This window comes from Halorientalis persicus (assembly GCF_900110215.1).
GTDB classification, from domain to species: domain Archaea; phylum Halobacteriota; class Halobacteria; order Halobacteriales; family Haloarculaceae; genus Halorientalis; species Halorientalis persica.
Genome location: NZ_FOCX01000041.1, coordinates 1 through 24,090 on the forward strand (window position 1 = coordinate 1; position 24,090 = coordinate 24,090).

Here is a 24,090-nt window from a genome sequence, read left to right on the forward strand (position 1 = left end):
ATGCTCTCGACGCCGTCCTCTAAAAATCAACAACGTGCTTCACAAGAGCGATTACAGTAAAAATCAGTGTCCGTATCGCGATTGCGAGGCGCGCATCAAGATCAACATGAATCGCAAACCACAGCACTCCTGCACCCGAGAGGATGACCACTACGATAAGTGGCCCTAAAAGAATGAGCGGTGCAGCAGGAAACAGACTTAGTGGCAGAATCGCGAGGACGGCAACAGCGATCGCAAGGTCCGTCTTCGGATCATGCACAAGCAGGTCACCGTAGTTTGCCAGCGAGACTTCATTCAGCAATAAGAGGCTTCCAACAACCGCTGCGCCAGCACTACCAACCACAAAGCCAAGCGAACTCTGGGTTATGAGTGGGACAAAAATTACCAGAAGAGACCCCACGAGGAGCGTAACGCCGTTCTGCAGATACTGTACTGACTCATCAAACTGTGTCTGCAGGTTGTTGAGGATCTCCTGATTGTGTTCTAAGGCAGATATTAGATCCAAGAGAAGTAATTGCTCAGCCTTTTTATCAGTGGTATCGCTGTTCAGAGCCGCATATCGCGATGGTTTTACGCCCGATCGCATCTCTGCCGAGGATATTAGTTCGATAGCCATCGGGAAGAACTTCACAAACACAGAATAAATGGTATGAGCGAGAAGGGAGAAGGTCCCAAATATAGCAACAGCAAGTATCAGTTCTGAGTGATAGTCCTGTAGGAACGTCTCTGTAGTCAAGTCTGTGATTAGTCTCGTGAGACTCCTGAGTGAGAAGAGTTCGAGAACAGTACCAGATTCAATCCACAGAATCAGCGCGAGAATCGGCAATAATGTACCAAAGGGCACCAGAACATACTTGACGAGTTGCTCAGCACGCCGCTGTAGCTCTCGCTTTTCATCGAATTGGTTCTGAATATCCTGTTGAACCTGCCGGAGATCGCGGTTTTCTAACTGATGCTTGTCTGGACCATCTGCCATCGATGTGACTGTATTATTTATTTTTTCTATCGCATATAAATCGGCTTGTACCGTTAGTCGAGATTCTCGTGGTACACAAGTTTCTGCACTGTCATTCGTCAGACACCTGTATCAGAATTGAGAGTAGTGAATTTGTATAGCGAAATGAGGTTTATCCGCGCAATATCAATACAGATCTACATGAGTGGAGATTAGGTAAGCAATTTAGATTAGGTAGATTAGGTAAGTTAGGTAAGCTAGGTGAATTAGGTGAGTTAGATACACCACGCAAAACACCTAAGTTAGGTAGACAACATGACGAGAGTATGGGACCAGAGGTGAACGTTCGTGTCTGAGCCGCGTGCTGTGGCGTTCGGCGTCCTGAAAGGCGGCTTCGGGAAGACAACCACATCCCTTAACACAGCGCGCGAGCTCGCACGTCGGAACGGGCGGGCGCTCGTGGTCGACCTCGATGACAACGGCCACATGACGCTCAATCTCGGCTTCGACGCAGCGTATCGTGGCGAGGCCTGGGCTGACAGCGACGAGACGATCAACCACGCCGGCGAGGTCCTCCTCGATGGCCAGAACCCAGAGCAGTACATCGTGAACGTCGTCGATGGACTCGATCTCTTCCCGGCCCACGTCGACTATGAAAGCGTCCAGAACGCGCTCAAGGACGCGACGATGGGCACGACCCGGCTCGCGAAGAACCTGGTCGAGCCGCTACTCGGGGAAACCTACGACCATATTGTGATCGACTGCCCGGCAAATCGTGGAAAACTCAACGACAACGCCATGTATGCGACCAACAACATCATCATCCCACTCCGACCGGAAAACGGCTACGAGAGCGGCCTCACAAACACCTTGCAACGGCTGGTAAAGGAAGCCCGGGAGTACTTCGATCTGAACATCCTTGCGATTGTGCCAACCGATCTGCAGGAGCGCGTCGATCACCAGACGCGCGACCGCGCGCTCCTTGAGGAAATGACCAAGCGCGAGCACGTCGCCCAGCACGTTCCCAACTTCGCCTACCTCTCGGAGGACGACTGGGCTGCCATCGACGCCGGCGAGTACGACGGGTCGCTTCCGGGGATCCGGCACCGACGCAGTATCGACGCCGCCCACAGCGCTGGGCTCCCGCTACGAGACTACGATCCCGACTGTGACCAGCTGGCCCATTACGCGGAACTAGCTGAAATCGTCGAGCGTGGGGAGGTGGCTCGATAGATGGCGTTCGATGATCTCGACGAAGCGATCGAAGAGCAGGATCGCGAGGACGATGGCGACGAAGCCGGCGAGGAACCCACAGAGGTCGATGGGGCCGCCGACCAGGCAGCTAGCGAGGACATCGACAAGCAAGAGGACAGTACCAACGAGTCTGCACCGCTGACCGAGCCCGCCTTCGAATTCAGCGAAACCGAGCAGGATGCCCTCTACGCGCGGCCGGCCACGTGGGACATCTTCGACGATATGCTCGATCTCGACCTCGAGCGTGAACTCCGGGAGCGAGACATTCGAGACGTACCCCAAAGCGAGAAGTACGATGCGGTGCTTCGGTTCGCAGCCGAGCATCCCGAAGCGATTGCCGATCTGATCGAGGCCGAACGAGTGGAGTAATAACCGTTTTACAGATATCGCGACAAGCGTGATATGGGCAGGGCGTTGGGGACCATCAACGCCCCTGCCTCATTCTGTGGCGAGAATCGCCGTCTCTCATCCCGAACCTAGCACTCACAGGCACAGGTCACTACAGGCTTTGCAGCGACGCAACCACAAACGCTGTAACCCTGTACTCACTATGGATGAATGGGCAGGCAGCTCCGACCCAATCGGGACGAGCACGAGTTCCTGCTCCCACACGACACAGTCACTGGGCCTTGTTGTAGCGCCCATCAGGACTGTTGTCGCGTGTTCCTGTCCGGGGCCCGTCAATCTTGGCGGGTAGTCGGGCCCCGTTTCAAGCATGAGCAATAGTGACTTGTGCAGAGAAAGCCGCAGGCAGAGTGTCAGACACCTGTTTGCGTCACCAGCACCGTTGTTATCGTCTTATCCACAGAACGAGGTGGGCAGGAACGGCTGCCGATGTACCTGTTGCAGTGTCACACCGCACTGACGCCAGGTACGCGCAGTCGCGTGGCCTGCGTCGCCTGCCCTTGGTCACCTCTGACCACCGTCTCTCCCGAGCAACCCTAGATTCTTGTACAGCAATGTAGATGGTCCTGTTGCCATGGCCGACGGCGTCTCTCATCCAACGCCGCGAGGGTCAGCCATGGCTACCATACCATTAAATCAGGCCAGCGTGGGAATCCGGCCCCACCAGTGCCTGCAGAAAGCGTTCGGTGCGGGCTATCGGTTTAGATCAGAGCTTCTCGGCGAGTGCTTCAAGACGCTGGGCATACTCGGTAATTAGCTGTTTGCCAGCACCGGTGAGGCTGTACTCGTTGGTCCGCTTGTCGAGTTCCGATTTCTCGATCAGCCCTCGCTCAACAAGCTCGTCAAGATTCGGGTAGAGCCGGCCGTGATTAACATCCATCTTGAGCTGGTCTTCAAGCCGCGACTTGATCGCGAGCCCGTAGGGCTCATCACCAGCCGCCTCGATCTCGGTAATCGCAAAGAGGACTTCCTTCTCGAACGTGCTCAGATCGGTAGCCGATACGTCATCGTGGGTGGGGGATTCGGACTGACTCATGTGTGGGGTTCTATGCCGGAGTTTAGGGCCCGGCGATTCAACCGCGAGTTCACAACAACTAATGGAGTTTTGCGTTTGAACCTTCTGGCCCGCGAACGGCGATCCAATGGGACACATCGGCCACCATATTGAGGAGATGGCCATCGCCTGCAGAGTGGGCCGTACAGAACCGCCAGGCAGAGTTTTATGAAAGAGGGTATGGTGAATCCAGCCGGGAGAGGTGAATATATTTTGGCTGGAGGAAAAATATATGGAGAAATCTCGTAAGTCACGTATGTCAGGAGATGCTCGCGATGGGCCGCCGCCGTTCGATCGACCTTTCGAGGGCGAGGACACGAAACAGCGCGTGTATGGAGCCGTGTTGCACGCGCGTGAGCCCATGACGGCTGCTGCAATCGCCGAGGAAGCGGGGTGTTCCGAGGAGTCAGCTCGTACCCACCTGTCGTTCTATGCGGATCTTGGAATCGTGATTCACCACGAGGGTCGGCCAGCCAGGTACGAACGCAACGACGACTACTTCGAGTGGCGACGGGTGAACGAACTGGCTCAGAATCACACGGTTGAGGAATTGCAGACCCGTGTATCAGAGTTGACCGATCAGATCGACTCCTATCGCGAAGAGTACGATGCTGACACGCCCGCAGCTGTCGATGTGCTTGCGTACCCCGCAGCGGACGTTGACGCAGTGTACGCTGATCTCGGGGAGTGGGCCACCGCGATGGAGGAACGCCACCTGCACGAACGTGCGCGGCGAAAGGCCGCTGGATCGGCCACGCCATCACACAGCTGACGATGGTCCCGGTTGATTCCGGTGCAAGTCCGGCACCAATAGACCGACCCATCCTAGAGCGGATGCAGTCCCGATTCAGTGGCAGCCGGCTGGCCAAGTCGGCGGCGATCGTCACAGAAAGGAACGTCCACCTCCGTATGGAGGTGGCCGAGGACTACTGCCCTGGGACGGTGTCGGCGCGGCTTGAGATCCGCTGGTATCGGAATGATGATTTCAGCATCCACTATCAGGAAACACGCCAGGAGAGCACGTGGCAGTGTCGCTGGGACCGGCACCCGGACGCGCACAACACGCGAGGGCACTTTCATCCGCCGCCGGCCGCCAGTCGGACTGACGCAGAAGCTCCCCAATGGCCAGCCGACCATCGAGACGTGTGCCAGCACGTGCTTGATGCCATCGAAGATCGCATCGACACGCTGTGGGCGCAGCGGTAGGCAGCAGAGAGCATCATGGAAAGCCCAGTCCGGGCCCACCCAACCTGTGTTGCCAGTCCCCTGACTGCGTTTCGAGGACGCACACCGATCCGATATATTTTATATATCGATTCGAAGCGCCGCTGATGACTCATTTGGATCCGGACGCGATCTTTGAAGAGTCGCACAACCTTGCAGTCTCGTTTTCGCGCGCCGAACGGCACATTCTCTGGCGCGTACTCCTCTACTACAACGGCATGGAGCTCCCGGGCGGGTATTACATCGGTCGCGAGCGCCCGCCAAGTCTCCGGGAGTTGGTGTCGGCACGGCCTGATCAGTACGATATCCTCAAGCAGGCCGTCGAGCGGCTGCGGACGCTCGATATCCTCCACGAGGAGTCGGCGTATGTCTGCCGTAAAGAGGTCAAGTACCGCCCGACACGGACTGGCCGGCAGGTCATCGACGATCTGTTCGGTGCTCTGTGGCGGCGTGAGTTCGGCGGCTGGGGTACACTCCCAACCGAAAAGGAAACCGACTCAGTGCTCGCCGGCGAGCAAAACGAGGGATTGCTGCACCGGTACGGCGTGCGACAATTCCTTGAACTCAAATTGGATGGCGCAGATGATGGCTTCACACTCTATCCGACTGGATCAGGCCCCCAGCCTGACGCGATCGCCGAATACGAGTATACGTACCCGCGTGCCTGCGAAGTCCAGACCGGCCACAACGATCATGCCCAGATAGCGCGGAAGTATCGTGGCTTCGTGCAGCTGGCTGCGGACGCAAAAAAAGGGTGGAAGCCACGCGTGTACTGGCTCTTTCCCGATGGTGAAACCGCAGCCCGAACGATCAACATCCTCGAACGTCGCGTCAACGACTTTGATTTCCCGAACGCACCGTTCGAGAATCCGAGCGAGTATCGGCCGTCGCGGTTGGACAGTTACCTTGACCCAGTGTCTGGGACACACCACGCGCTGGCTGGTATCGAAACGTTCGATACATTCCACAAGAAGATCATGAGCCAAGGTAATGGCGCCTGAACGACCCCCTGCTGCTACACCCCCTGTTTCCCTCTATTAATACGGACGCGTCCAAATTGTCCGCACCTGTTTGCTGATTCAGTGACCGGCGTGTGAGCCGCTGATTCGACTGTCCGCACCCGTGGCCATTCGCGTAAGGGTGCGGACAAAGTTTCGAGAGGGAAGTCGGACAGAGGGTGCGGACAGGCCCCACTAAAACGGGTGCGGACAACGTGTCCAGTAAAAAAGTGGTGTGAACACAGCAGGATTGAGCAAAAGGTCGACATGATTGCGGACGACCTGAAAGCGATCCACAAGCGGATGGCTGAGGACGACGGTGGCCTGTTCAGTTAGTCCCCAGTTCGTTTAGCGAGACCGGAAGCCGACTTTGGCTGTTCCGGCAACGTCATCTGTTTATATACCTGTCCGAACTGCACGACACGATCCTCAGCATCCGGAGCGCCACAGAGGAGTCTGGCGACGCGAACCCAGGGGTTGATCCGCGGACATTCCCGTCGTAACAGGTCATAATCGACGGGATGGGCGAATGCGGCCCCGACCGGATCGTCGAGGTTGCCCAGCCGCATCGGCTCGTCCAGGAGGATATCGGCCACGTCCCAGAGCAGTTCGGTCGCAGTCGTCGACTGGCTCTTTATTGGTTCAGGGCAGATCCGGTCGCTACGGTCGTCGACCTGGAAGGGCAGCGCCAGCCGGTAGCCACTCTCGGTCTCGCGAACGAGATCCAGCGCTGCCAGTACGTCGACGTACTTCCGGAGCGACCGCGTCGACACGTCGGCCCGTTCGGCCAGTTCCGTCTGGGTAAGCGGTTGGGCGGCTTGCAGCAGCGTCGCGACCGCCGCGCTGACCGTTGGCGCTGCCTCAGGGAGGAGCCGGGCCGGCCCCAGCTGGGCCAGGGCGTATCGGACCTCGTCGAGGCGGAGATCCCGCGGCGTGTCCTCGCGTTCCAGCCAGTGCAGGCCGTCGGCAACGGCATGGGGACTGGCCGCCAGCGCCCGGCACAGCGTGACGGCTTCCCGAGTGCTGTGGAGGTTTTTTTGGCTGCACAGCCGCGAGATCGTTGCGGCGTAGGCCTCGCGACCAGCCGTCCCGATCGGGAGTCGGACGGCGATTTCGGGGGCGTCCTCACGCGTCGGCTTCCTGGCGCTGCGGAGGGAGCCTTCGAGATGCTGGCCGAGATCGCTGGCGTGGGGCCCGCGGATCGTCAGCGAGCCGATGTACTCGCCGAAGGGATCGGCGGCGTCAACGTCGACGAGTGGGGCTTGGCGCACCTTGTCCGGCCGCTGTTCGTAGAGTTGGCGGTAGACCGTGTGATCGCGGTACTGCGACTGGATCTGAGCTTCATGGAGCAGCGTCGCTCGGATCGAGTCCAGTGTGTCGTGATCCAGGCCCGGCGCCAGCAGGAGTTCGCGATGGATGGTGACGCCGGCCTCATCGAGCAGATGGACGATCGACCCGGCTAGGCCATGCGCTGACTGCATGATTCGGCCCCGGAAGGCATCGCGATCGGCGTACTCCTCGTGCTGGAGATCGGTCGTCATGGCCGCCAGTTCCTGGCCCCACTCGACGAGATTGTCCAGGAGGACCTGCGGATCGGTTTCAGCTTCCTCGGGGAAGCCGCCGATACACCGGCAGTACCGGGTTGCGACCGGATCGAGATCGAGATCGTCGAGCCGGTCCGGTGGCAAAGCGGCCTGCAGGACCTTCGGCGTCGATAAAGTCAGTGCAGTGCTCACCACGTGTTGGAGTGGCGAAGTCACCCAGTTCGACAGCACCAGCTCGTCGCGATCGGCGTCGTAGCTGGCGTAGCGAGTGCGGCGTTGCTCGGCGTCGGTCGCGTCGAGTGGCGCGTCGACGGTCGTCACGCCGCCGTTGCGGGCGGTCCCGGCGATGGCGGCGTGTTGGGGCCGGGACAGCCAGCGGGTGCGGTAGGGGCCAGCGCCGTCGGCGTCGCGGTCGGCGGTGTCGTCGGGGTCATCCCCCCCGGCCCTCGTGTGCGCGGGATTACACGGCCTGTCAGGCTGGCTTCCGGTTTCGCTAAATAGGGCGTCGAGTTCCTGGCCCCGGTCGGCATCGGCGGCCAGCGTGTCCAGATACGCCGTTCCCAGTGGGAGGAGTTCGACACGCTTGGCGGTGCGTGGCCCATACCGCTCAACGAGTGCAAGCTCTTCGAGCGTCCCCAGCAGCTGACTGATGCGGCTTTTGCTGACGGGACTCTGGGCAACGAGTTCGTGATAGGAGAGCGTATGCGCCGGCTCAGCGGCGAGTGTCCGGAGTACCTCGACGGCCCGACCCTCAGGATCGAGCTGGTCGTGGGCCGCTCGCAGTCGCGTCGAGGTGGCCCGGCTGTCCTGCCCGGCGATGCATTGCGCGCTAAACGAAGCCGGCAGCTCATCGCGATGTTCCGAGCGCAACCAGCTCGCGACCAGCCCGGTCATGGTCACGCGCACGTCCGCGACCCGCCCGAGCGCACACAGGAGCCACAGCGTCGTCTCGCGTTGCTCGCGCCGGCGGTCGCGAAAGCCCTCCGGCAACAGCACCGACACACTCGGCACGAGTGCAGCGGCATCCAGTGCCGCCAGCGGGCCGTCCGTGATGAGTTCGATCGGCAGGTGGCCGAGGTCGGTGGCCCCGTCCTGGCCGATCCCGGCGACCACCTCCAGTGCGTCCTGGTGAGCGGGATCATCGGCCGGGCGATCGAGCGCCGCGAGGACGGTCGCGAGGCCACCGTTGGCCGCCGTCACCCCTGCCTCCCGAAGCGTCGCGGCCCGATCAGCGTGGGTCGTCCCCTGGCAGAGTTCGCGCACAGCGTCGACGAGCGCGTCTTGGAACCCATTCGACGTGGCGATCGTCGTCCAGAGGTCGGCCGGCGCGCTGTCGGCGGTGGCGTGAATGGCGGCCCGCACGTCGCCACCGTCGTTCAACGAGGGCGTGAGCGAGCCGCCGGCAGTCTCGAAATCGAGTGTGCGGTCAGTGTTGTACTGAAAGTCGGTGTCGAGCGTGCCAAAGCGGCGCTCCAGGTAGGCATCGGCCTCATCGCGAAGAACGGCCCGGCGCTGCTCGCCCCACTGATCGAGCCGCTCGTCGACGAGATCGCCGAACACAGCATGGTAGCCAGCATCCTGCTCAAGCGAGGTCGTCGGAACCGTGCAGTCAATTTCGTCTTCCAGCCGCCCGTAGTCATCGACGGTGCCGATGTACGCCCCGAGTTCACCGGCGCGACGGGCCAGTAGCCGCGCGCGTTGCTCGCAGGCGACCTGCCAATTGTCGGCCGTGGCCTGGGCCTTGACGAGGTCTGGGTCGCGACTGTGCCCACAGCGGGGACACTCGACCCGGTCCTGCTGGTGGTAGTGCTCGGCCACCCAGAGTGCCTCGCACTCACGGCAGCCAAGCACGGCAAAGCGGTCGGGGGAATTGGGTGGGCCGGCCATACTCAGGACTGACTAGAGACACGGCTCTGGCCACGCAGGCGGGCACGAGCCCCACAATTGGACAGCGCTACCGCTGGCTGTGGGGAACGCTTATTAGCCGGGCTGGAGAAATGAGACGTAAGCCGCGAGGGCAGTGGTGGTGCGCTGGAACCCTCGTTCGGCGTCTCGGTCCCATTTTCCAGGTGTCGTGTGTGGAGCCGGTCGTGTCGCTGTAGCTGTTCAAACGGCCCGAACTTAAGTACTAGCCCCGCCGCCGGGCGGTTGGCCCAGCTGGGCTGTCCGGCGGCGCTGACCTGCCGACGCACTCGCCACAGCGCGACACGCGGGCCAGGGTTGGGCGGACTCGTGCGATCGGGGCCGGTGCAGGCGAAAGGTGTGTCTACCACTGGTGGATCTGAACGACGGGCGCTCGGCTCACGATGCAACTTGCTCGGCGGACGCCCCCCCAGCAGCAGACGGAGATGCGTCTGACTGAGGGGAACACTTATTGCAGGTCGGTAGGAAGGATTAGGTAGCCAACCGGGGGAGGCGATTCTCCCTCCCTTTCCTACCAACCCATTAGCGGTGGGTCTGTGGTGTGCGTATCTTGATGGTGAGAGGTGACACAGCGATGGGGCTTGAAAGTACCGGGGCCGTCGCCGGGTGCGTCTGACGCGCGGCATACGCTGTCGCCCAACTGGCTCGATACGGCCGCCCACCCAGCGTGAGATACCGAAGTCGAAACCGTTGTTTGAGATGAACGACAACCGAGAATGGGGGCAGGCCTCAACAGAGCTCCCTTCGAGAACCCCCTGCCCCCAGTCTCTACTTTCACCCCCGGCTCTGCCGGGGGGTGCTAACAGTGCTCGGGAGGGGCTGGCAGCAGCGTGTCGCGGCTGGGGTGTGCCGGCGCGATACGACAGGGCAGCGCCGAAAGTATTGTTAGAATCAAGGGCCAATTGCTGGCGGGGGCAGATGTCATCCAAACTCCCTACGCGGACCGACTGCCCCCACTTCCTGCAGTGAGACACAGCCCGTCGCCACTGCTGGCTGTGCGCGCAGTTACGCATCCCAGCCACCTCGCCAGCGCTCTGCCGGCTCCAGTTCTCGAACCTGTGTCTCGGTAGTGCCGTAGCCATCCAGAAACGTCGCAACGCAGTCGGGGCAGGCCAGGATCGCTTTGGTGTCGGCAGCATCGACGGCGACGTTGATGGCAAACTGGGCAGCCCCGCCACACGTCGGCTCGTAGGCACACGTGACCGGGCGCGGGTCCGGGAACTCGTGGGTGCTACCCATCGCGCGCACCTCCGGGGGCGTCAGCGGCCGCGCCCAACTGTTCAAGGCGGGCGGCAGCTGTCGTGAGTGGTGGCTGGAGGCTGGCATCATCGAGGGCGGCCAGGGCCTGTGTGAGTGCCTGGGCGGCCGTCTGGAGCCAGCCGGCCCGGCGGGCCGGGTTTGGGGCCGTCAGCCCAAAGCGCAGGGCATCGGTGGCCGCCAGCAGTGTCTCGATAACGGTCGGGGCGGTGGCCTGGTCCAGCTCATCGAGCGCGGCTTGCACGTGCTCGCGAGCGCGGGTGATGAGCGCGTCGGGCAGGCGCGCTCGCTGTGGGCGGGCGTTGTTGAACGTGGGCGCATCAGGCACGACCACGCGGCGGTTCGCGAGCGTGCGGATGCACGCGGGGACGGAGCCGACGCGCGTGTCGATCGTGACGTGGGCGCTACAGTAGTCGTCGTCGAGGTGGGCGGCACAGAGCGGGCTGCCACAGCAGGCACACATCCCGGCACGCTCGCGACCGCAGTCGCGACACCACTGGGCGGGATCGCCCGGATCGGGGCCGAGTGGGTCATCGAGGCGGTGGCCGCCATCGGATCGGAGGGTGGTGTCCTCGTCGGCGAGGTGGCCGGCGAGTCCGCGCCGGCCGCCCGGGTGCTGTTTCTCGCGCTTGAGGGGCTCGTCGAATGTCGCACCACAGTTGCCACAGGTATATTCGGTGTCGGCCGGGTCGGGTGCGAACGGCGTCCCGACATTCGAGTGAATCTCGGCGGCGTCACACTCTGGCCAGACCGTGATCGCGTCGGCCTCAGACATCGGCCCCACCTCCAGCGAAACCGTCTCGGATGCCAAGGTTAGCACAGTGCGCTAACGCTGTCTGTTGGTGTGCGTGTCGCCTTTCGGTGCTGCCCAATCTGGCTCCGTCCACGTATTCGAGGGGCCAGGTATCGGATACTTCAAACCCTGGCACAGTCATGACATGGCTGGCCCGACTCAAAGACCGGGCACACCCACTGCAGTCATGCGGTTTGGCTGGTCCAACTGCTAGTGGAATGTGGGGTGCATGGAACCAGTCGCCCCCATTTAAATCGCAGATGCATTTATAAGCGGATTCAGCGAATATGAGCCGGGTTTGTGGGATAAGGGGAGAATTACGAGTTCGCGCGCGGTTGGTGAAGCTACGCACAGTCCCCACCTCCGGAACCGACTGTTGGGCCGACCCCAACCGGCTCACCGGCCAGCAGGACGTGATTGTGCGTGGGACACAGCGGCCGGCGCTGGCCGTCGACGGTGACTGGTTGGACATCGGGGCCAGTGGTTCCGCACTCCTCGCAGGTGAGGACGCGCTGGTCGCCGTACATTAGCGACCACCATCCGGGGCGTGGTTGGCTGTCGATGCGGCCGGTTTATCAGACGGAGCGTTGTGTTCTGACATGGCTTCCTGGCATGACAGGAAGCCCACCGCGGCGACCCGCTTGGCTCGGGTCGTCGCCTTTCTAAAGAGGCGAACTCATTGCCGCGTAGACTTCCCTAGCATCCCCATTATGTCCACGCTACTTCATTCTTTGCTGTACGGAAACTAGACTACATATGGAATATGATATCAACCACATGAGATTTTGCCCTTCATGCTGAAGAAGAAGTCAATGGGAAACCCGGGCCGGAAGCCAACTGTAAGTGACACCGAGATTCTTCGGGTTTTTGTCGTCAACCCAGATCCTGTGTTTTTAGCTTCTGAACTCACTGATGAGTTGGATATGTCTCGGCAAGGAATCCACAACCGACTAGACGAGCTGGAGCAGAAAGGCTACCTCAATAGCAAGACAGCGGGTGGCCGCCGGATGTTCTGGATAACTCAGGAAGGGCAGTCATTCTTTGCAGAATCAGAAGGATCGTAGCCCTCAGTAACCCACCACCCTACACCACTGCCGGTTGACTTTTTGTCCACCAAATTCCGATCATGGAGATTGTTAAGTCGATTGTTGACCGCCTGTCTTGACAAAGAGACTGCCTCTGCAACCTCTTTTGCCGTGACAAACGGATCATTAACTTCTCGAATGTGGTTCATGATTTCTTCATCAGACACTTTGGGTGTGCGGCCTACCATGCTCCCTATCTAGGCCATTGCTTTCCAATTGGAAAAGATTAATGGTGGTAGGACTATATGGATTAACTACGGAAACCCGGCTCTCCAGGGCACGAATTCGCGTGAAAACTGCCCGCCTGCTGAGACAGGCGGGCCGGGTTCCGTCGATACCCATGTCGAAAGCACACGCCGCCGACAATCAATCTGTCGGCACGACTGGTACCGACTACCGACCAGCCTACATCCTCGTTGGCGTCGACGATCGTGGCGCACACCACCTCTGGGACCGCGAGACCAACACCGTCCACATCATCCGCGAGGACGGTGGCCGCGGGCGGAAGCTCCTCGACGGCGGCGACGTGAATGAGTACGCCGACGCCGTGGCCGACGCGTATGGGTGGCAGTCACGGCGGCTCCACCGGACGCTCGGCGATGCCTGGAACAATGGGGTGAGTGCATGATGAGTGAGGTCGATCTCGATGTCGTCGAGACCCAGTTGGCACAGGCCTACACGCGAGCGTTGCAACCGGCCGCGCGGGAGCATATTCACGCGGCGTTGCTGGAACTGGATGCCGAGGTGCCGAAGGGGCTCGCGGAATGCCCCAGCTGTGGGCGCGTGGGGCTGCCCGAGCGGGTGCGAGAGCACGACTGCTGAGGTCTTCGCCCCGGTTTCTATGCAGAACGGCTGCTGCATATAAGACGCGTCGCGTGTGCACTGCTGTGGTCAAAACAAATCGAGACACTCGGGAAGGTCGCGACCCCTCTGTTGTACATATAAACAGCGGCCTCATTAGTCGCGTCAGTAGTCGTTGCTGGCGTACTTTTATATCAATCCAGTCCCCGGGTACGACAGATGCGCGTCAAAGCTTTGGCAGTGGTCACTGCCATGCTGCTACTGCTTAGCGGTTGTTCTGGCGTATCGCCGACTGAATCGACAGCAGATGAGCCGGAGCCAACGCCACAAGAGTCGCCAACGGAGCAGGACGCAGGAACAGCAGACGCAGCGTATACGCAAACGCCTCACACGGGGTGCCAACCTGGTGCAGTTAAGAAGGACGGCACTTGCCAAGCAGTCACTGCTGATTCGAATGCAGATATCTTCAGTGCGCAGAATCTACGGCCCATCACCACAGAGAATACCACCATTAACGGGACACAGGGTTATCTCGCGCGGCCGGCTGCCGACGGGGACTATCCGTCGGTCATCATGATCCACGAGTGGTGGGGTCTCAACCAGAACATTCGCCACATGGCTGATATCCTTGCCGGGCAGGGGTACGTCGTTTTTGCCGTGGACCTGTACGGTGGACGCGTTGCGGGTAACTCGTCGTATGCAGCCGAACTCTCAGGCGAGGTACGAGAGAACCCCGACGAAGCAGTCCAGAAGATGCACCGGGCAACTGCTGGAGTGCGTGATCTCTCATTTACCACCACCCAGGTAGCAAGCCTCGGGTGGTGTTTCGGTGGTGGGCAGAGCCTTCAGCTAAGTCTGAGCGATACTAACCTGAACTCAACAGTCATCTACTACGGGACGCTTACAACTGACCGTACAACACTCCAGCAAATCGATGAGCCTGTGCTCGGTATATTCGGGTCCGAAGACCAAGTTGTCGGGATCGAGAACATCCGTGAATTTAACCAAACACTCGGTGAACTTGGCATCCAGCGGGAGATCTACGTGTACGAGGGTGCCCGTCACGCCTTCGCTAACCCGAGTGGGGAGTCGTTCCAGCCAGAAGCAACCAGAGACGCCTGGAACAAGACCCTACGCTTCCTCAACAGCACGCTCCGTACACAATCCGACAGCAACGGATAGCCCAGCCGGAAGAGGTCCACCGTATTTTTATCGCATGGGATAGCTCACGGAGCTGGTTCCAGATACAGAAAGACAGCACAGAGTACAAGAAGGAGCGCTGCAGCCTTTGCACCGGCCACGACCGGGCCCCGATATATAAAATACTCTTAACCAACACGACCACCGGGAGCCACCGTGTGTTGGTTAACAGGGGACCACTGACGGCAGACGCGCCGGCTCTTCGAGACGCTCGGGGACGCCTGGAACACCGGAGTGATGCCTGATGAGCGACGTTAATCTGGACGTGGTCGAGAGCCAGATCGATCTGCTCTGTTGAATAGCGGTGTCTTCGTGGGTGTTACAATCTAGGTCTACCGAGCAGCTAAGAATAGTGTTCGTAGAGACAGGTTGGGTTCATTCTCGTTCAGCGGAACGCTAATCAACACAGCGGAAGCCTTGGGGGTTGGCCCGGCGTGATTCACACTCGCGTTAACTTGTACACAGCATATGATGCGACTGCGGCGAGTGCTAGGACAATCCCCATGATTCTGAACACCGGTAATGATAGAATACTGTTAACAATCGACCCAGTCGCTGCCGCTGAAGTCGTTGACGTGGTCATTGTAGGCGGCTGTGATGTCGTCGTTGTTGGCACCATTGTCTCCTCGGAGGGAGTCTGTGTCTCCGATCGTGGCGATGGGCGCGATCCCTCTGCGCCCACCCCTTTGATTCCGGCTATCGAGAGCCGCTGCGTATGTTCGACCCCAGATGAATCAACTGCCCGCACAACGACAGCTTCGAACGATGGACTTGTGGAAACAGTAGCGTCAATTGGAACGCTGGTTTTGATACCGCCACCGAAGACTGTCTGTGACTCGATCACCTTGCCATCGGCAGCCACTGTCTCGACACGAACACTGGACACCTGTCCGTCATATACCGCACCTGTGACTGATACTGTTCGCTCACTGCTGAGGTATGTACTGCGATTGATTCGTATCTTTGGTCGGATGAGTTCACTGGAATTGAACCGCTCTACATACCTATTCGTGTTCCCAGCCCGGTCTTCGACAGCGATCTCGATTCGCCCTGACGGGTCCACAATACGAATCCGCTCAGTGAACGTCAGTTCACGGGGTGCTGGGGCAGTCGTGGCTGCAGGTCGCCGATAGAGATAATTGTTCCCCGCTTTTTCGACGCTATTGGACTGGAGTAACACGTTTTCGATGCCGACAGCATCCTGCACCGTGAACGTAACCTCGACTGCGCCGTGCTCAAACACTGGTGTCAGCTTTTGTACGTCAACTGTCGGTTGACGGTTATCAAGAATATCGAAATTGGTCGAGTACGTCCGTACGTGGCCGTAAGTATCTGCTACACGAATCTGAATGAGGTTCGTGATTCGCTTCTGTTGGGTGAAATAGATCAGTCGAACTGTTTCATTAAATTGTGTCCCTGGGTCCTCGATTCGGACGGTACGCCGTGTCTCGAACCGCTCATCGCTTCCTGATCCAGTGTAGTATTTCGGTGTGAACTCGATGTATTCGATGTCACTGCGATCATAAAGCGACCCACCCATGACAACCTGTGAGGTGCGGGTCACATATTCATCCGGTGGAGATTCGATAACACTGGTCGTGAATGGGGAATCGAACTGGATTCGAGGTGCGGCTGCGTCCCTAATGATAGTTGCATTGTAACTCGCAGTCGTCGTTGATTCGACGACTATCGTAAGCGCATGCTTGCCCCCCCTGGTGTTCAGCGTCATGGACTCGGAGAACGATGTCGCGTTTGGGAAGTATGTTCGGCGTGTTGTCCCATCAATTCGGACTGATATTGCCTCGATTGTCGTCGGAGCGGACACTGACACCCTCAGATTAGGGTTATCTCCAGTGGTGCGTTCGCCTCCGGCAGGCAACCTCGTACCGTTGAGAAATACCGCGATACGCGTCTCGTTGTTCGTCTGTATACTCCCCTCGGCGCTCCTGCCATCGGTGAACTCGCCCTTCACCTGCTCACCCGAGGAGTCGGTTGCGGTAGCCCCTGCAACGCCCATCATAGCGGCAAGTACACAGAGTATACTGCAAAAAAGAACGCCGAACGCGATGTGTCTCCTCATGAATGATGTATTTCGGTAAGTATCGGGCGGCAGACTTAATGGTTCGTTCTCCTTTGCTTAATGAGTCCACAACGGCGTAGTGCAAATTAGGACAGACCGCGGCACTTCCGCAGCCACGGTTGCACAGGCGAAAAGAGGTACTCAGTTTGCTTAATGTTGACACAATCAGGCGAGACGTATTTCTCTTTGTGCACAGTTGTTCGATGGTCAGGTTGTACTGAACGGCGGACCGACGGTCGCTCTGTCTTACCTAACACGACCGCCGATCTCCATCATATGTTGGTTATGGTGGTCGGTGATGGCTGGCAGTCATGGCGATTGTACCGGACCTGGGGCGATGCGATGGCCAGTGGAGTGAGCGGCTGATGGGCGACGTGGATCTCGATGTGGTCAAGACCCAGTTGGCGCAATCCTACACGCGAGCGTTGCAGCCCGCGGCGCGGGAGCATATTCACACGGCGCTGCTGGAACTCGATGTTGAAGTCCCACAGCGAGTTCGACAGCGACATCGCGGTAGCCAGCAGTATAGTTCAATCAGCATTTGGTTCGCCAACGGCCCTCACAACTTCGTGGGCAGTATCAGTCTGGTCTGCTGGAAGTATGTATGAGTCAGCGATAAACCCATCTTCTCCAACATATTCAAATGTGATTACGATATCTCCTGGCGAGGTTGTTTTCGCGTTATACAGCAGATATGCTCCTAGAAGAAGGAACGAGATCGCGATAAGAAACAGGAGTCCTTGTTCGGTGCCATAGGCATCATTAGCAACAACGAACATAAATAAACCAACTAGTATAGCCAGTATACCAGCGATTAGTTTCGTCATGTCAAATGTGCCAGTATCTCCTTTCGCGACTACATTCACTTTTGACACATCGTTAAAAAGGGTACTCTCCACTTCTTCGATTTCCCGTCCGGCGCTTGTCGACCCCTTCTTAACATTCAGAACACGCCGATCCGTTACAGCAAATAGCCTTCCCGCACCCGCCACTACTGTCTTCACCGTTTCATTTGGCAGCGTATACTTAGATAATTTCTTATTTTTTGACCCGTCTCTTTGTTCAAGAGCCATCAATTGTGCCTTATAACAGAATAACTAAAGTGTTAGCTTCATATCAACACCTGTTATAGGGATTATTAAATAGTCAGAGACAATTGGTGGGGGATGAGTCGCGACTTTCAATACTAGCAACAATATTGAGCGCAAACTTCCTTGTGCATCCTGTACCAGCTTCCAGAGCTTCTTCTCTCGGAAGACACCTTACTCCGGCGGTATGCGGAAGGATCGTTGAGTCGCCGAGTGTACTATTCTAATCGCAGAACAGGATCATCTTTGTAGACCAACACGAATACTATCATATTCTAACTATATTGGGGCGTATTTGACGTTCGCGTGATTCGAGACCACTGATTAACTCATTCGTTGGCAATGGGACGGACAGATTTGATGTCGCCTGCAGATGGATTAGACTGTGTCTTTGGGTAGTAGAGGTGTACTCGATCACCAGGAGACACTTCAGTCTGAACATTACTCAAATAAAACACACCGCCGTCGGCAAGTTCAGATTGAACTGCGATTCTGGTACCGTTGACTGACTTGACTCTGCCTATCCCCTTCGCCATTTTTGACGTGCTGTTTTGCCTCACTATTTCAATATCCTTGATATCGGCAGCTGTTGGATCACGGGTAGCATAGTAGAGACGTACCTTATCACCAGCCGAAAGATCCTCACTGATATTACTTAGATGAAAGGCACCATCAGCTGCAAGTTCGGTCTGTATAGATGCACGTCCGTTTGTTGTACCACTAACGACGGTTCCATATGCAGTGTTGTATTCTCGACCCGAACTAGTTGTACTCCTATTATCACTCCGAGTGTTCTCCACTGTATTTGAGCTAGACTGATCAGTAGAAGCGATTTTATCTATTCTAGATATTCTGCTATCCATGGAAGGATGTGTCTTGAACAACGCCTCAAATGCGCCGCCGAATTCTGAATGAATACAGAGCGCATCCGGGGCGCCAGTATGAGATGTCTGGCTCTCACTCCCATCACTGTTTTGGGATGATGAGTTTGAATGTGTACTCGAGATTTTTTTCAAAGCAGATTGCATGGCTCCTGGCTTCTCAGTGAACGTGACCGCTGTTTCGTCGGCGATATACTCCCGCTGGCGTGAGAGCGCACGAGTGAAAATAGTAAGGAAGCCAGTCATAAAATCGCGTGCAGTGTCTGCAAGGAGTTTGATCTGGGCTTGTTGGTGTGTCGGAAATCCAGAATAGTATGGTTCCCCAAGTATTCTCTTTACTATCTTGACAAGCGTGTACGTCATATATCCCACGACAATTCCAGTGATATAAGCGACCCACCCCAAGATCTTGGTGACAGTAGTGCCAATAGTCGTAATTATACTATCCCGATTTTTCAAATGGGCAAACTCATGCGCCATAATATTCTCGACCTCATCGAGGGTGAGCGTGTCCAGAAGTTCCGTGGAGATAACAACATACCCCTTATTTTGCCGACCAACTGCGTAAGCATTTGGAACGCCCATTTTCCCAACCGCAATGTTTGGCCTTGCTATATCCATCTCATCTGCTAATCTATCCGCACGTCTAGCGAGTTCAGGAAAATTATCGGACGATACTATATTCTCTTGCGAAAGTCTCGAGACACCCATTATGTATGTCATGGTAACTCCCACACACGTGGCAATAAACAAGATAGTAGCCCACTTGAGATTAGCGAGGCTCGCGCCATCGAATAAAAAAGACATTACAACGTCCATTATGAGAACATAAGTGAACAAAATAACTCCCGCTGCAAGACCCATCCGTAATTTCAACCCAATATTCTGCATATATCGTCGTTGATGTCATTTCCCAAGTAGCTTTCCGTAATATCGGCATTTCGTAGTGGTTTAATAATCACATCCACTCCGCGCTGATCCGTCGGCAACAGGAGGATATGTGTCCACTCGCCCCGAAAGTGTTGCTCGACGAGCGCTGCAGTGTCGCGTGTCTTTGCAAGGTTGGTGTCGCCGAGTTTCACCTCAATCGAGATACCACCCTTGGGATGGGTAATGAGGATATCCGGCTCCATTGAATCGCCATAGGGCATTGGAATTAGCGGGTCACGTATTGTTTGATGTTGTAGACGAGGCACATCAGGACGATCTCGCGGAACTCACGGTCCCATTCAAGAGAAGTTCCCACATAGCGGGCTCTTAGGCGACTCATCCCAGATGTGATTCCAATTGAAATCCCCAAGGACGACCATATTATCGCTAATAGACCCGGGATAATTCTGTAGGGCCGTCCAGACCTGCCCAATATATCGTTGGCGTGGGTGCTGCTCTTCATTCATCGCCCACACGCCCAGAAGAGTCAGTCGGTCAATCGTGACAGCCAACGCATACCGGTAGCCTTCGAACTCGGTCGTCGACTCAATAGCGATCACATTTCGGGTAAACACGCCAAGGCCCTTGTTGTCGTTTTCACCGATCCATGCCCAATCCGTAAACTCATGCCAGTCGCCTTTCGTCGATGGATTTTCACACTCTGGAATAACGAGCATATCGACATCCCGCTCTAACAGCTGCCCATGCTTCTGCCGAAACGCCATATTGCAATTCCACGTTGCAATTGTTGTCATGTGACAGTACGTACACTCGATAGCAGTTCTCTCTTTGCACTGCGTAGGTTCCCCGCTGCATCCACCTTAACTAACACACTCGCCGAGGACTGCGCATATTGGTTAACAGGGTGCCGCCGGCGGCAGACGCGGCGACTCTTCGAGACCCTCGGCGAAGCCTGGAACAGCGGGGTGCGTGCGTGATGAACGACGTGGATCTCGATGTCGTCGGGACGCAGCTGGCACAGGCCTACACGCGGGCGTTAGAGCCCGCTGCGCGCGAACACATCCACGCGGCGCTGCTGGAACTCGATGCGGAGATCCCGAAGGGGCTCGCCGAGTATCCCAGCTGTGGGCGGGTTGGATTGCCCGAGCGGGTGCGAGAGCACGACTGTTGACAGCGATACCGCCCGTGTTCAGTGTCCCTGCGAACTGATCAGATTGCGTAATATCGAAAAGAGGTACTTCGAGCCAGTATCTTCTTGAGGATATACACTTCAGAGCAAGTATGGTCGGCACAGGGACTGTTATTATCGGAATTACCTTCGCCGTCGTTATGATACTGGCTCTGGGTCTACTGTTGCGGTTGTTGAAGGACGCTGATGGACTCTGAACGGTCCTTCGTCTGTACAGAGTGATGGGTCAGCCGCTAACACGAAAGACCCAGTGGTGGTGCTTGGGCAACAGCGCGTGTGCCGCCAGCTGACGCCGCGTGGGTCGTGGCAGCGAGAGCGTGATCTGGTGTGTGTCGTCATCGGTCGTCTGGTAAGCAATCGTCCCGTCATAGTACTGGACGACGGTCCGCACGAAAAACAGCCCGAGGCCGACACTGTGGTGCTGTGAGTCGGTTTCATCGCCGTGCAGACAGACTTCCCAGTGATCCGACGACAGGTCCGACTCCGGCAGTTGAATAGTCACCGCAACAGTCCGCGCCCGTTCCGTGACCTGAATATCGAGTGGCCGGTCACCTGTACTGTGAGTGGCGGCATACTCGAGCAGGACGTGAAGTGCATCCTCAAGGAACGCGCCAGCGAGCACATCGACATCGGTGGGGATAGTCGCTGAAATCCGTGCGGATGCGTTCTGCTCCTGGAGGGCGCTGATTTCCGCCTGAAGGAGCTCGCCAAGGGCGAGTCGCTGTGTCACCGGTGGGTGCCTGAAGAACTGCTCGACAAGGCGACTTCGCTCCGCTTTCCGGACGAACCGGGTGAGCATCTCCCGGGCGGTCTGGGCCCGCTCAGCGATCGCACCATCGGACTGCTCTGCCTCGACCGCCTCGAGACAACCGAGCGTGACGTTGAGGTCGTTCCGGAGGTCGTGGCGGAGGAAGCGAAGCAGTGCAGCGAGATTGTCGCTCTGAAGCCGGCGGTGTTCGGTGACGACGGCAGCAATATACACGGACCCAGCCGCAAGGAAGTTCGCGCTCGTTTCGGTAATCTCTAGCAGGTGATTGGCCTGGACGACGCCCGACGTGAGGAACGTTGCCGCTTCACCGAATTGATGGAGGCTCATGACAGCGACGAGCGCAACCATCACGAGTAACTGGTAGTGATTGGAGGTGAGCACGAACCAGCCGGCGATGAGTCCAGCTGCGATGAGGCTCATCAGCGGGAGTGTGGTGTAGAGTAACAGCCAGAGCAAGTTCTGAGTCATAGGTCTATCCACCACCGCTGCTGGAGTGTTGGTCTGGCGTCGTAGCTATGGCCCAGGCAGGGGATGTGGTCGAACCCTGCCCGACGAGAAGTGGCCACCCTGATGGTTCGGGGAGCAGTAGCGTGGCGGCTGCCCATGTCGATCGATTTGCCAGTGAGTAACTTGTATCATTCCTAAATTTCCAGTATAGAATAATTGTGTAAAATATACTAAGTGTGATTAGTAGAGATGCGTATCCGGCGTCCGCTCATTGTTGTACTGGCGGGCAGCCACTCGGGACGCCCCGATCATTTCACCCTACATTCAAGACAGCAGGCTGGCTATTCTGGGCAGATATGCACGATCTGACTGGCTTTCAGCGCGATCTCCTGTACGTGATTGCCGGTCTGGACGAACCCCATGGCCTCGCGCTCAAAGACGAGATAAACGACTACTACGAGTCAGGAGTCCACCACAGCCGCCTCTACCCGAATCTCGATACGCTCGTCGAAAAGGGACTGGTCGAGAAGAGTTCGAAGGATCGCCGCACCAACGCCTATACGATTACCCAGCGCAGCCGCCGCGAGATCGAGGCCCGGCGCGAGTGGGAACAGCAATACCGCGACTGGTAGGTACCCGGCCAGCCACCGCCTGGCCGCGACCGGCCGCCGTAGTAGTGCAGACACACCACTCGCCTACGTGCCCGCCCACACACGGGCGGTTCCCACGCCCGCCGTAGGACTCGCGAGCGCCCGACGCGGTCTGGGTCGCCCCCGGCAGCCCTCACTCAGCGGCGTCGGGCCCCAGCGGGAGCCAGTCGAGGCCAACCGTGTCGTAGTCCTGCTCGGTCGAGAGAACACGCTCACCACCGGTTGTGGCGAGGCCGGTATGCAGTGCATCGAACGGCGTCAGTTCGTACTCATCGAGAAACGCCGCCGCCGCAAGCACCGCGTCTTCGTGTTCGGCCGGCTGGATCGGTACCAGTTCGAGCAGGTTGGTAATCGCCCGTGGCGCATCGATCTCGTATGCGGCCGCCTCGCGGTCATAGAACAAGACCAGCACCTCGGCATACGCAAGGATCGAGGTATGGATCTCGTCGTACTCCTCCAAGGCGTTGATGGCCGCGTCCTGCAGCCAGTCGTCGTCTTTCACCAGCGCGATGAGAAAGTCAGTTTCGACGTACACGGCTCACTCCCCGCTGTCCTGGGACCGCTCGCCCGCCTCGGCGTCGGCCTCGCGAGCAATCGCCTCGCGCGCCTGTCCCTGCAACGCATCAGCGTCCGTCTCGGCGAAGGCATCGCCGACGGCCGCCTGGAGCCCCGCCAGCGGGTCGTCGTCGACGGGAAAGAGCGCAACATGGCTCGGGAGTTCAACAATGCGATACTGCTCACCGAACCGCTCGCGAACCGCTTTCGGCAGGTAAAGCCGCCCCCGCTCGTCTGTCGACTTCGACATGGCGTATGTACGCGTAGTACGGGAAGAGTCAAAAGGATTCCCGTAAAGCTGGCTGTATTCCCGTTGTTCCTGTGTACAATGGCACGCAGTCCAGCTTGATCCCAGCCATCGCGAGCACTGTCGCGAGCAACACCGCCACCGCCGACACACCAACCACGCAGACGTTTCTCTCAGAAATTTTTGAGAAAACTGCGCGACCGTTTGGGGGAGGGTGGGGTGCCCCCTGAACGCGCGGGGGGATGTCCCTGCCTATTCGTGACCCGCGCCCGCGGGAGGGAACTCGGAAATCTGAGCGGTTGCGCCGAAATCCGGTCAGACGCCCACCCCCGATGTCCGGAATCCGAGGGGTTCTCCAGCGCCGACTTCGGGATTCGAGCGACGACAATTTCGGTTTGGCCATCGGTCATCCGGACCTCGCAGTGGGCATCGCGATCGCGCAGTGGGTCGGCCGGGAAGGCCAGATCGTCGATCGGCGATTCCAGCGCCTCAATGACCTCGGCTTGCCGGATCGAGATCGAGCCCGTCCCTGGATCGAGGATGGGAGTTGGACCCGACGGTGGTATCGGCTGATAGCGACCCCACGCACGAGGAGACAAGGCAGGTTATCGGGGTCGAGGACTACCGAGACCGATTCGATGGCATAACCGACAACTCTTCCTGACGCCCGGTTGCGCTGCGACTGCTTGTTAGACCCACGAATTGGCGACTGTCGACGCTAATTTGTTCTCAATCCGGCGGAGGTGGTCCGCGACCGTCCCTGACGAAAGATCAAGTTCCGTGGCGAGTTCTGCCTGCGT

General features: G+C 58.0%; 28 protein-coding genes and 1 pseudogene. 12 read left to right on the forward strand and 17 right to left on the reverse strand.

The window, feature by feature from the left end:
* Positions 1-19 precede the first annotated feature (19 nt).
* Complete coding sequence (locus BMX17_RS22195) at positions 20-976, reverse strand: hypothetical protein (RefSeq protein ID WP_092664165.1); 957 nt, start codon at positions 974-976, stop codon at positions 20-22.
* A gap of 327 nt (positions 977-1,303) precedes the next feature.
* On the opposite strand from BMX17_RS22195, the gene BMX17_RS22200 reads away from it, so the two are divergent.
* Both BMX17_RS22200 and BMX17_RS22205 read left to right on the forward strand, forming a co-directional pair.
* Positions 1,304-2,188 carry a ParA family protein gene (locus tag BMX17_RS22200; RefSeq protein ID WP_092664167.1) on the forward strand — a complete coding sequence of 295 codons (885 nt, stop codon included), beginning with the start codon at positions 1,304-1,306 and terminating at the stop codon, positions 2,186-2,188.
* The gene (locus BMX17_RS22205) at positions 2,189-2,578 is read left to right on the forward strand and encodes a DUF7970 domain-containing protein (RefSeq protein ID WP_092664169.1); all 390 of its coding nucleotides are present in this window, start codon (positions 2,189-2,191) and stop codon (positions 2,576-2,578) included.
* A 742-nt stretch (positions 2,579-3,320) separates the two neighbouring features.
* Here the strand turns inward: BMX17_RS22205 and BMX17_RS22210 are convergent.
* A complete protein-coding gene (locus BMX17_RS22210) occupies positions 3,321-3,650 on the reverse strand; it encodes a PadR family transcriptional regulator (RefSeq protein ID WP_092664171.1) in 330 nt (109 codons plus the stop codon).
* Between the two features lie 274 nt (positions 3,651-3,924).
* Here BMX17_RS22210 and BMX17_RS22215 point away from each other — a divergent pair, with 274 nt between their 5' ends.
* From BMX17_RS22215 to BMX17_RS22225, 3 genes are all read left to right on the forward strand, one after another.
* The gene (locus tag BMX17_RS22215; RefSeq protein ID WP_092664173.1) at positions 3,925-4,440 is read left to right on the forward strand and encodes a DUF7342 family protein; all 516 of its coding nucleotides are present in this window, start codon (positions 3,925-3,927) and stop codon (positions 4,438-4,440) included.
* Between the two features lie 89 nt (positions 4,441-4,529).
* Positions 4,530-4,874, forward strand: a complete 345-nt coding sequence (locus tag BMX17_RS22220) for a toxin-antitoxin system TumE family protein (protein ID WP_170845523.1) — start codon at positions 4,530-4,532, stop codon at positions 4,872-4,874.
* Between the two features lie 125 nt (positions 4,875-4,999).
* Positions 5,000-5,893, forward strand: a complete 894-nt coding sequence (locus tag BMX17_RS22225) for a hypothetical protein (RefSeq protein WP_092664177.1) — start codon at positions 5,000-5,002, stop codon at positions 5,891-5,893.
* A 329-nt stretch (positions 5,894-6,222) separates the two neighbouring features.
* Here BMX17_RS22225 and BMX17_RS22230 read toward each other — a convergent pair whose 3' ends face one another.
* From BMX17_RS22230 to BMX17_RS22240, 3 genes are all read right to left on the reverse strand, one after another.
* Complete coding sequence (locus BMX17_RS22230) at positions 6,223-9,321, reverse strand: DUF5817 domain-containing protein (protein WP_139203658.1); 3,099 nt, start codon at positions 9,319-9,321, stop codon at positions 6,223-6,225.
* A 1,041-nt stretch (positions 9,322-10,362) separates the two neighbouring features.
* On the reverse strand, positions 10,363-10,596 hold the full coding sequence (locus BMX17_RS22235; RefSeq protein WP_139203659.1) for a hypothetical protein: 234 nt from the start codon (positions 10,594-10,596) through the stop codon (positions 10,363-10,365).
* Positions 10,589-11,389: a hypothetical protein gene (locus BMX17_RS22240; protein WP_092664183.1), complete on the reverse strand. Its 801-nt coding sequence runs from the start codon at positions 11,387-11,389 to the stop codon at positions 10,589-10,591. The genes BMX17_RS22235 and BMX17_RS22240 overlap by 8 nt, the downstream gene beginning before the upstream one ends.
* Before the next feature lie 356 nt (positions 11,390-11,745).
* Here BMX17_RS22240 and BMX17_RS22245 point away from each other — a divergent pair, with 356 nt between their 5' ends.
* Both BMX17_RS22245 and BMX17_RS22250 read left to right on the forward strand, forming a co-directional pair.
* On the forward strand, positions 11,746-11,937 hold the full coding sequence (locus BMX17_RS22245) for a hypothetical protein (RefSeq protein ID WP_139203660.1): 192 nt from the start codon (positions 11,746-11,748) through the stop codon (positions 11,935-11,937).
* A gap of 264 nt (positions 11,938-12,201) precedes the next feature.
* A complete protein-coding gene (locus BMX17_RS22250; protein WP_244515082.1) occupies positions 12,202-12,471 on the forward strand; it encodes a MarR family transcriptional regulator in 270 nt (89 codons plus the stop codon).
* Here BMX17_RS22250 and BMX17_RS27610 read toward each other — a convergent pair.
* Positions 12,429-12,680: a winged helix-turn-helix domain-containing protein gene (locus BMX17_RS27610; protein WP_092664187.1), complete on the reverse strand. Its 252-nt coding sequence runs from the start codon at positions 12,678-12,680 to the stop codon at positions 12,429-12,431. The two genes, BMX17_RS22250 and BMX17_RS27610, sit on opposite strands and share 43 nt — an antisense overlap.
* Positions 12,681-12,832: 152 nt before the next feature.
* Between BMX17_RS27610 and BMX17_RS22260 the strand changes: the two genes are divergently transcribed.
* From BMX17_RS22260 to BMX17_RS27110, 3 genes are all read left to right on the forward strand, one after another.
* The gene (locus tag BMX17_RS22260; RefSeq protein WP_092664189.1) at positions 12,833-13,120 is read left to right on the forward strand and encodes a hypothetical protein; all 288 of its coding nucleotides are present in this window, start codon (positions 12,833-12,835) and stop codon (positions 13,118-13,120) included.
* Positions 13,120-13,314, forward strand: a complete 195-nt coding sequence (locus BMX17_RS22265; RefSeq protein WP_211611427.1) for a hypothetical protein — start codon at positions 13,120-13,122, stop codon at positions 13,312-13,314. The genes BMX17_RS22260 and BMX17_RS22265 overlap by 1 nt, the downstream gene beginning before the upstream one ends.
* A 231-nt stretch (positions 13,315-13,545) precedes the next feature.
* Positions 13,546-14,475, forward strand: coding sequence for a dienelactone hydrolase family protein (locus tag BMX17_RS27110; protein ID WP_280141431.1), 930 nt, complete (start codon positions 13,546-13,548; stop codon positions 14,473-14,475).
* A gap of 457 nt (positions 14,476-14,932) precedes the next feature.
* On the opposite strand, the gene BMX17_RS22275 is transcribed toward BMX17_RS27110, so the two are convergent.
* The 7 genes and pseudogenes from BMX17_RS22275 to BMX17_RS22295 form a co-directional block, all read right to left on the reverse strand.
* Entirely contained in the window at positions 14,933-16,513 is a 1,581-nt protein-coding gene (locus BMX17_RS22275; protein WP_092664195.1) for a hypothetical protein, read from the reverse strand.
* 149 nt (positions 16,514-16,662) lie between these two features.
* Positions 16,663-16,782: pseudogene (locus tag BMX17_RS25490) on the reverse strand (IS1595 family transposase); the annotation flags it as partial.
* 63 nt (positions 16,783-16,845) lie between these two features.
* Positions 16,846-17,082, reverse strand: a complete 237-nt coding sequence (locus BMX17_RS25495; protein ID WP_139203661.1) for a hypothetical protein — start codon at positions 17,080-17,082, stop codon at positions 16,846-16,848.
* A gap of 21 nt (positions 17,083-17,103) precedes the next feature.
* Entirely contained in the window at positions 17,104-17,646 is a 543-nt protein-coding gene (locus BMX17_RS25500) for a hypothetical protein (protein WP_139203662.1), read from the reverse strand.
* A 344-nt stretch (positions 17,647-17,990) separates the two neighbouring features.
* Entirely contained in the window at positions 17,991-19,406 is a 1,416-nt protein-coding gene (locus BMX17_RS22285; RefSeq protein ID WP_170845522.1) for a M48 family metallopeptidase, read from the reverse strand.
* A gap of 8 nt (positions 19,407-19,414) precedes the next feature.
* Positions 19,415-19,693, reverse strand: coding sequence for a hypothetical protein (locus BMX17_RS22290; RefSeq protein WP_139203663.1), 279 nt, complete (start codon positions 19,691-19,693; stop codon positions 19,415-19,417).
* Positions 19,694-19,771: 78 nt separating this feature from the next.
* Complete coding sequence (locus BMX17_RS22295; RefSeq protein ID WP_139203664.1) at positions 19,772-20,227, reverse strand: endonuclease/exonuclease/phosphatase family protein; 456 nt, start codon at positions 20,225-20,227, stop codon at positions 19,772-19,774.
* Positions 20,228-20,409: 182 nt separating this feature from the next.
* On the opposite strand from BMX17_RS22295, the gene BMX17_RS22300 reads away from it, so the two are divergent.
* Positions 20,410-20,604 carry a hypothetical protein gene (locus BMX17_RS22300; protein WP_092664205.1) on the forward strand — a complete coding sequence of 65 codons (195 nt, stop codon included), beginning with the start codon at positions 20,410-20,412 and terminating at the stop codon, positions 20,602-20,604.
* Between the two features lie 244 nt (positions 20,605-20,848).
* Here BMX17_RS22300 and BMX17_RS22305 read toward each other — a convergent pair whose 3' ends face one another.
* Complete coding sequence (locus BMX17_RS22305; RefSeq protein ID WP_092664207.1) at positions 20,849-21,859, reverse strand: sensor histidine kinase; 1,011 nt, start codon at positions 21,857-21,859, stop codon at positions 20,849-20,851.
* 335 nt (positions 21,860-22,194) lie between these two features.
* On the opposite strand from BMX17_RS22305, the gene BMX17_RS22310 reads away from it, so the two are divergent.
* Positions 22,195-22,470, forward strand: a complete 276-nt coding sequence (locus BMX17_RS22310) for a helix-turn-helix transcriptional regulator (RefSeq protein ID WP_092664209.1) — start codon at positions 22,195-22,197, stop codon at positions 22,468-22,470.
* 151 nt (positions 22,471-22,621) lie between these two features.
* Here BMX17_RS22310 and BMX17_RS22315 read toward each other — a convergent pair whose 3' ends face one another.
* From BMX17_RS22315 to BMX17_RS27615, 3 genes are all read right to left on the reverse strand, one after another.
* Positions 22,622-23,023, reverse strand: a complete 402-nt coding sequence (locus tag BMX17_RS22315; protein WP_092664211.1) for a PIN domain-containing protein — start codon at positions 23,021-23,023, stop codon at positions 22,622-22,624.
* A 3-nt stretch (positions 23,024-23,026) separates the two neighbouring features.
* Complete coding sequence (locus tag BMX17_RS22320; protein ID WP_092664213.1) at positions 23,027-23,293, reverse strand: hypothetical protein; 267 nt, start codon at positions 23,291-23,293, stop codon at positions 23,027-23,029.
* 686 nt (positions 23,294-23,979) lie between these two features.
* On the reverse strand, positions 23,980-24,090 hold a 111-nt coding region (locus tag BMX17_RS27615), incomplete at its 5' end, for a helix-turn-helix domain-containing protein (protein WP_139203665.1).

Bases quoted from the DNA above. Each gene is read 5' to 3' on its own strand.
- BMX17_RS22195 (WP_092664165.1), bottom strand. From the start codon at position 976: ATGGCAGATGGTCCAGACAAGCATCAGTTAGAAAACCGCGATCTCCGG.
- BMX17_RS22205 (WP_092664169.1), top strand. From the start codon at position 2,189: ATGGCGTTCGATGATCTCGACGAAGCGATCGAAGAGCAGGATCGCGAG.
- BMX17_RS22210 (WP_092664171.1), bottom strand. From the start codon at position 3,650: ATGAGTCAGTCCGAATCCCCCACCCACGATGACGTATCGGCTACCGAT.
- BMX17_RS22215 (WP_092664173.1), top strand. From the start codon at position 3,925: ATGTCAGGAGATGCTCGCGATGGGCCGCCGCCGTTCGATCGACCTTTC.
- BMX17_RS22225 (WP_092664177.1), top strand. From the start codon at position 5,000: ATGACTCATTTGGATCCGGACGCGATCTTTGAAGAGTCGCACAACCTT.
- BMX17_RS22230 (WP_139203658.1), bottom strand. From the start codon at position 9,321: ATGGCCGGCCCACCCAATTCCCCCGACCGCTTTGCCGTGCTTGGCTGC.
- BMX17_RS22235 (WP_139203659.1), bottom strand. From the start codon at position 10,596: ATGGGTAGCACCCACGAGTTCCCGGACCCGCGCCCGGTCACGTGTGCC.
- BMX17_RS22240 (WP_092664183.1), bottom strand. From the start codon at position 11,389: ATGTCTGAGGCCGACGCGATCACGGTCTGGCCAGAGTGTGACGCCGCC.
- BMX17_RS22250 (WP_244515082.1), top strand. From the start codon at position 12,202: ATGCTGAAGAAGAAGTCAATGGGAAACCCGGGCCGGAAGCCAACTGTA.
- BMX17_RS27610 (WP_092664187.1), bottom strand. From the start codon at position 12,680: ATGGTAGGCCGCACACCCAAAGTGTCTGATGAAGAAATCATGAACCAC.
- BMX17_RS22260 (WP_092664189.1), top strand. From the start codon at position 12,833: ATGTCGAAAGCACACGCCGCCGACAATCAATCTGTCGGCACGACTGGT.
- BMX17_RS22265 (WP_211611427.1), top strand. From the start codon at position 13,120: ATGAGTGAGGTCGATCTCGATGTCGTCGAGACCCAGTTGGCACAGGCC.
- BMX17_RS27110 (WP_280141431.1), top strand. From the start codon at position 13,546: ATGCTGCTACTGCTTAGCGGTTGTTCTGGCGTATCGCCGACTGAATCG.
- BMX17_RS22275 (WP_092664195.1), bottom strand. From the start codon at position 16,513: ATGATGGGCGTTGCAGGGGCTACCGCAACCGACTCCTCGGGTGAGCAG.
- BMX17_RS25495 (WP_139203661.1), bottom strand. From the start codon at position 17,082: ATGTCGCTGTCGAACTCGCTGTGGGACTTCAACATCGAGTTCCAGCAG.
- BMX17_RS25500 (WP_139203662.1), bottom strand. From the start codon at position 17,646: ATGGCTCTTGAACAAAGAGACGGGTCAAAAAATAAGAAATTATCTAAG.
- BMX17_RS22285 (WP_170845522.1), bottom strand. From the start codon at position 19,406: ATGGGTCTTGCAGCGGGAGTTATTTTGTTCACTTATGTTCTCATAATG.
- BMX17_RS22290 (WP_139203663.1), bottom strand. From the start codon at position 19,693: ATGCCCTATGGCGATTCAATGGAGCCGGATATCCTCATTACCCATCCC.
- BMX17_RS22295 (WP_139203664.1), bottom strand. From the start codon at position 20,227: ATGACAACAATTGCAACGTGGAATTGCAATATGGCGTTTCGGCAGAAG.
- BMX17_RS22300 (WP_092664205.1), top strand. From the start codon at position 20,410: ATGAACGACGTGGATCTCGATGTCGTCGGGACGCAGCTGGCACAGGCC.
- BMX17_RS22305 (WP_092664207.1), bottom strand. From the start codon at position 21,859: ATGACTCAGAACTTGCTCTGGCTGTTACTCTACACCACACTCCCGCTG.
- BMX17_RS22310 (WP_092664209.1), top strand. From the start codon at position 22,195: ATGCACGATCTGACTGGCTTTCAGCGCGATCTCCTGTACGTGATTGCC.
- BMX17_RS22320 (WP_092664213.1), bottom strand. From the start codon at position 23,293: ATGTCGAAGTCGACAGACGAGCGGGGGCGGCTTTACCTGCCGAAAGCG.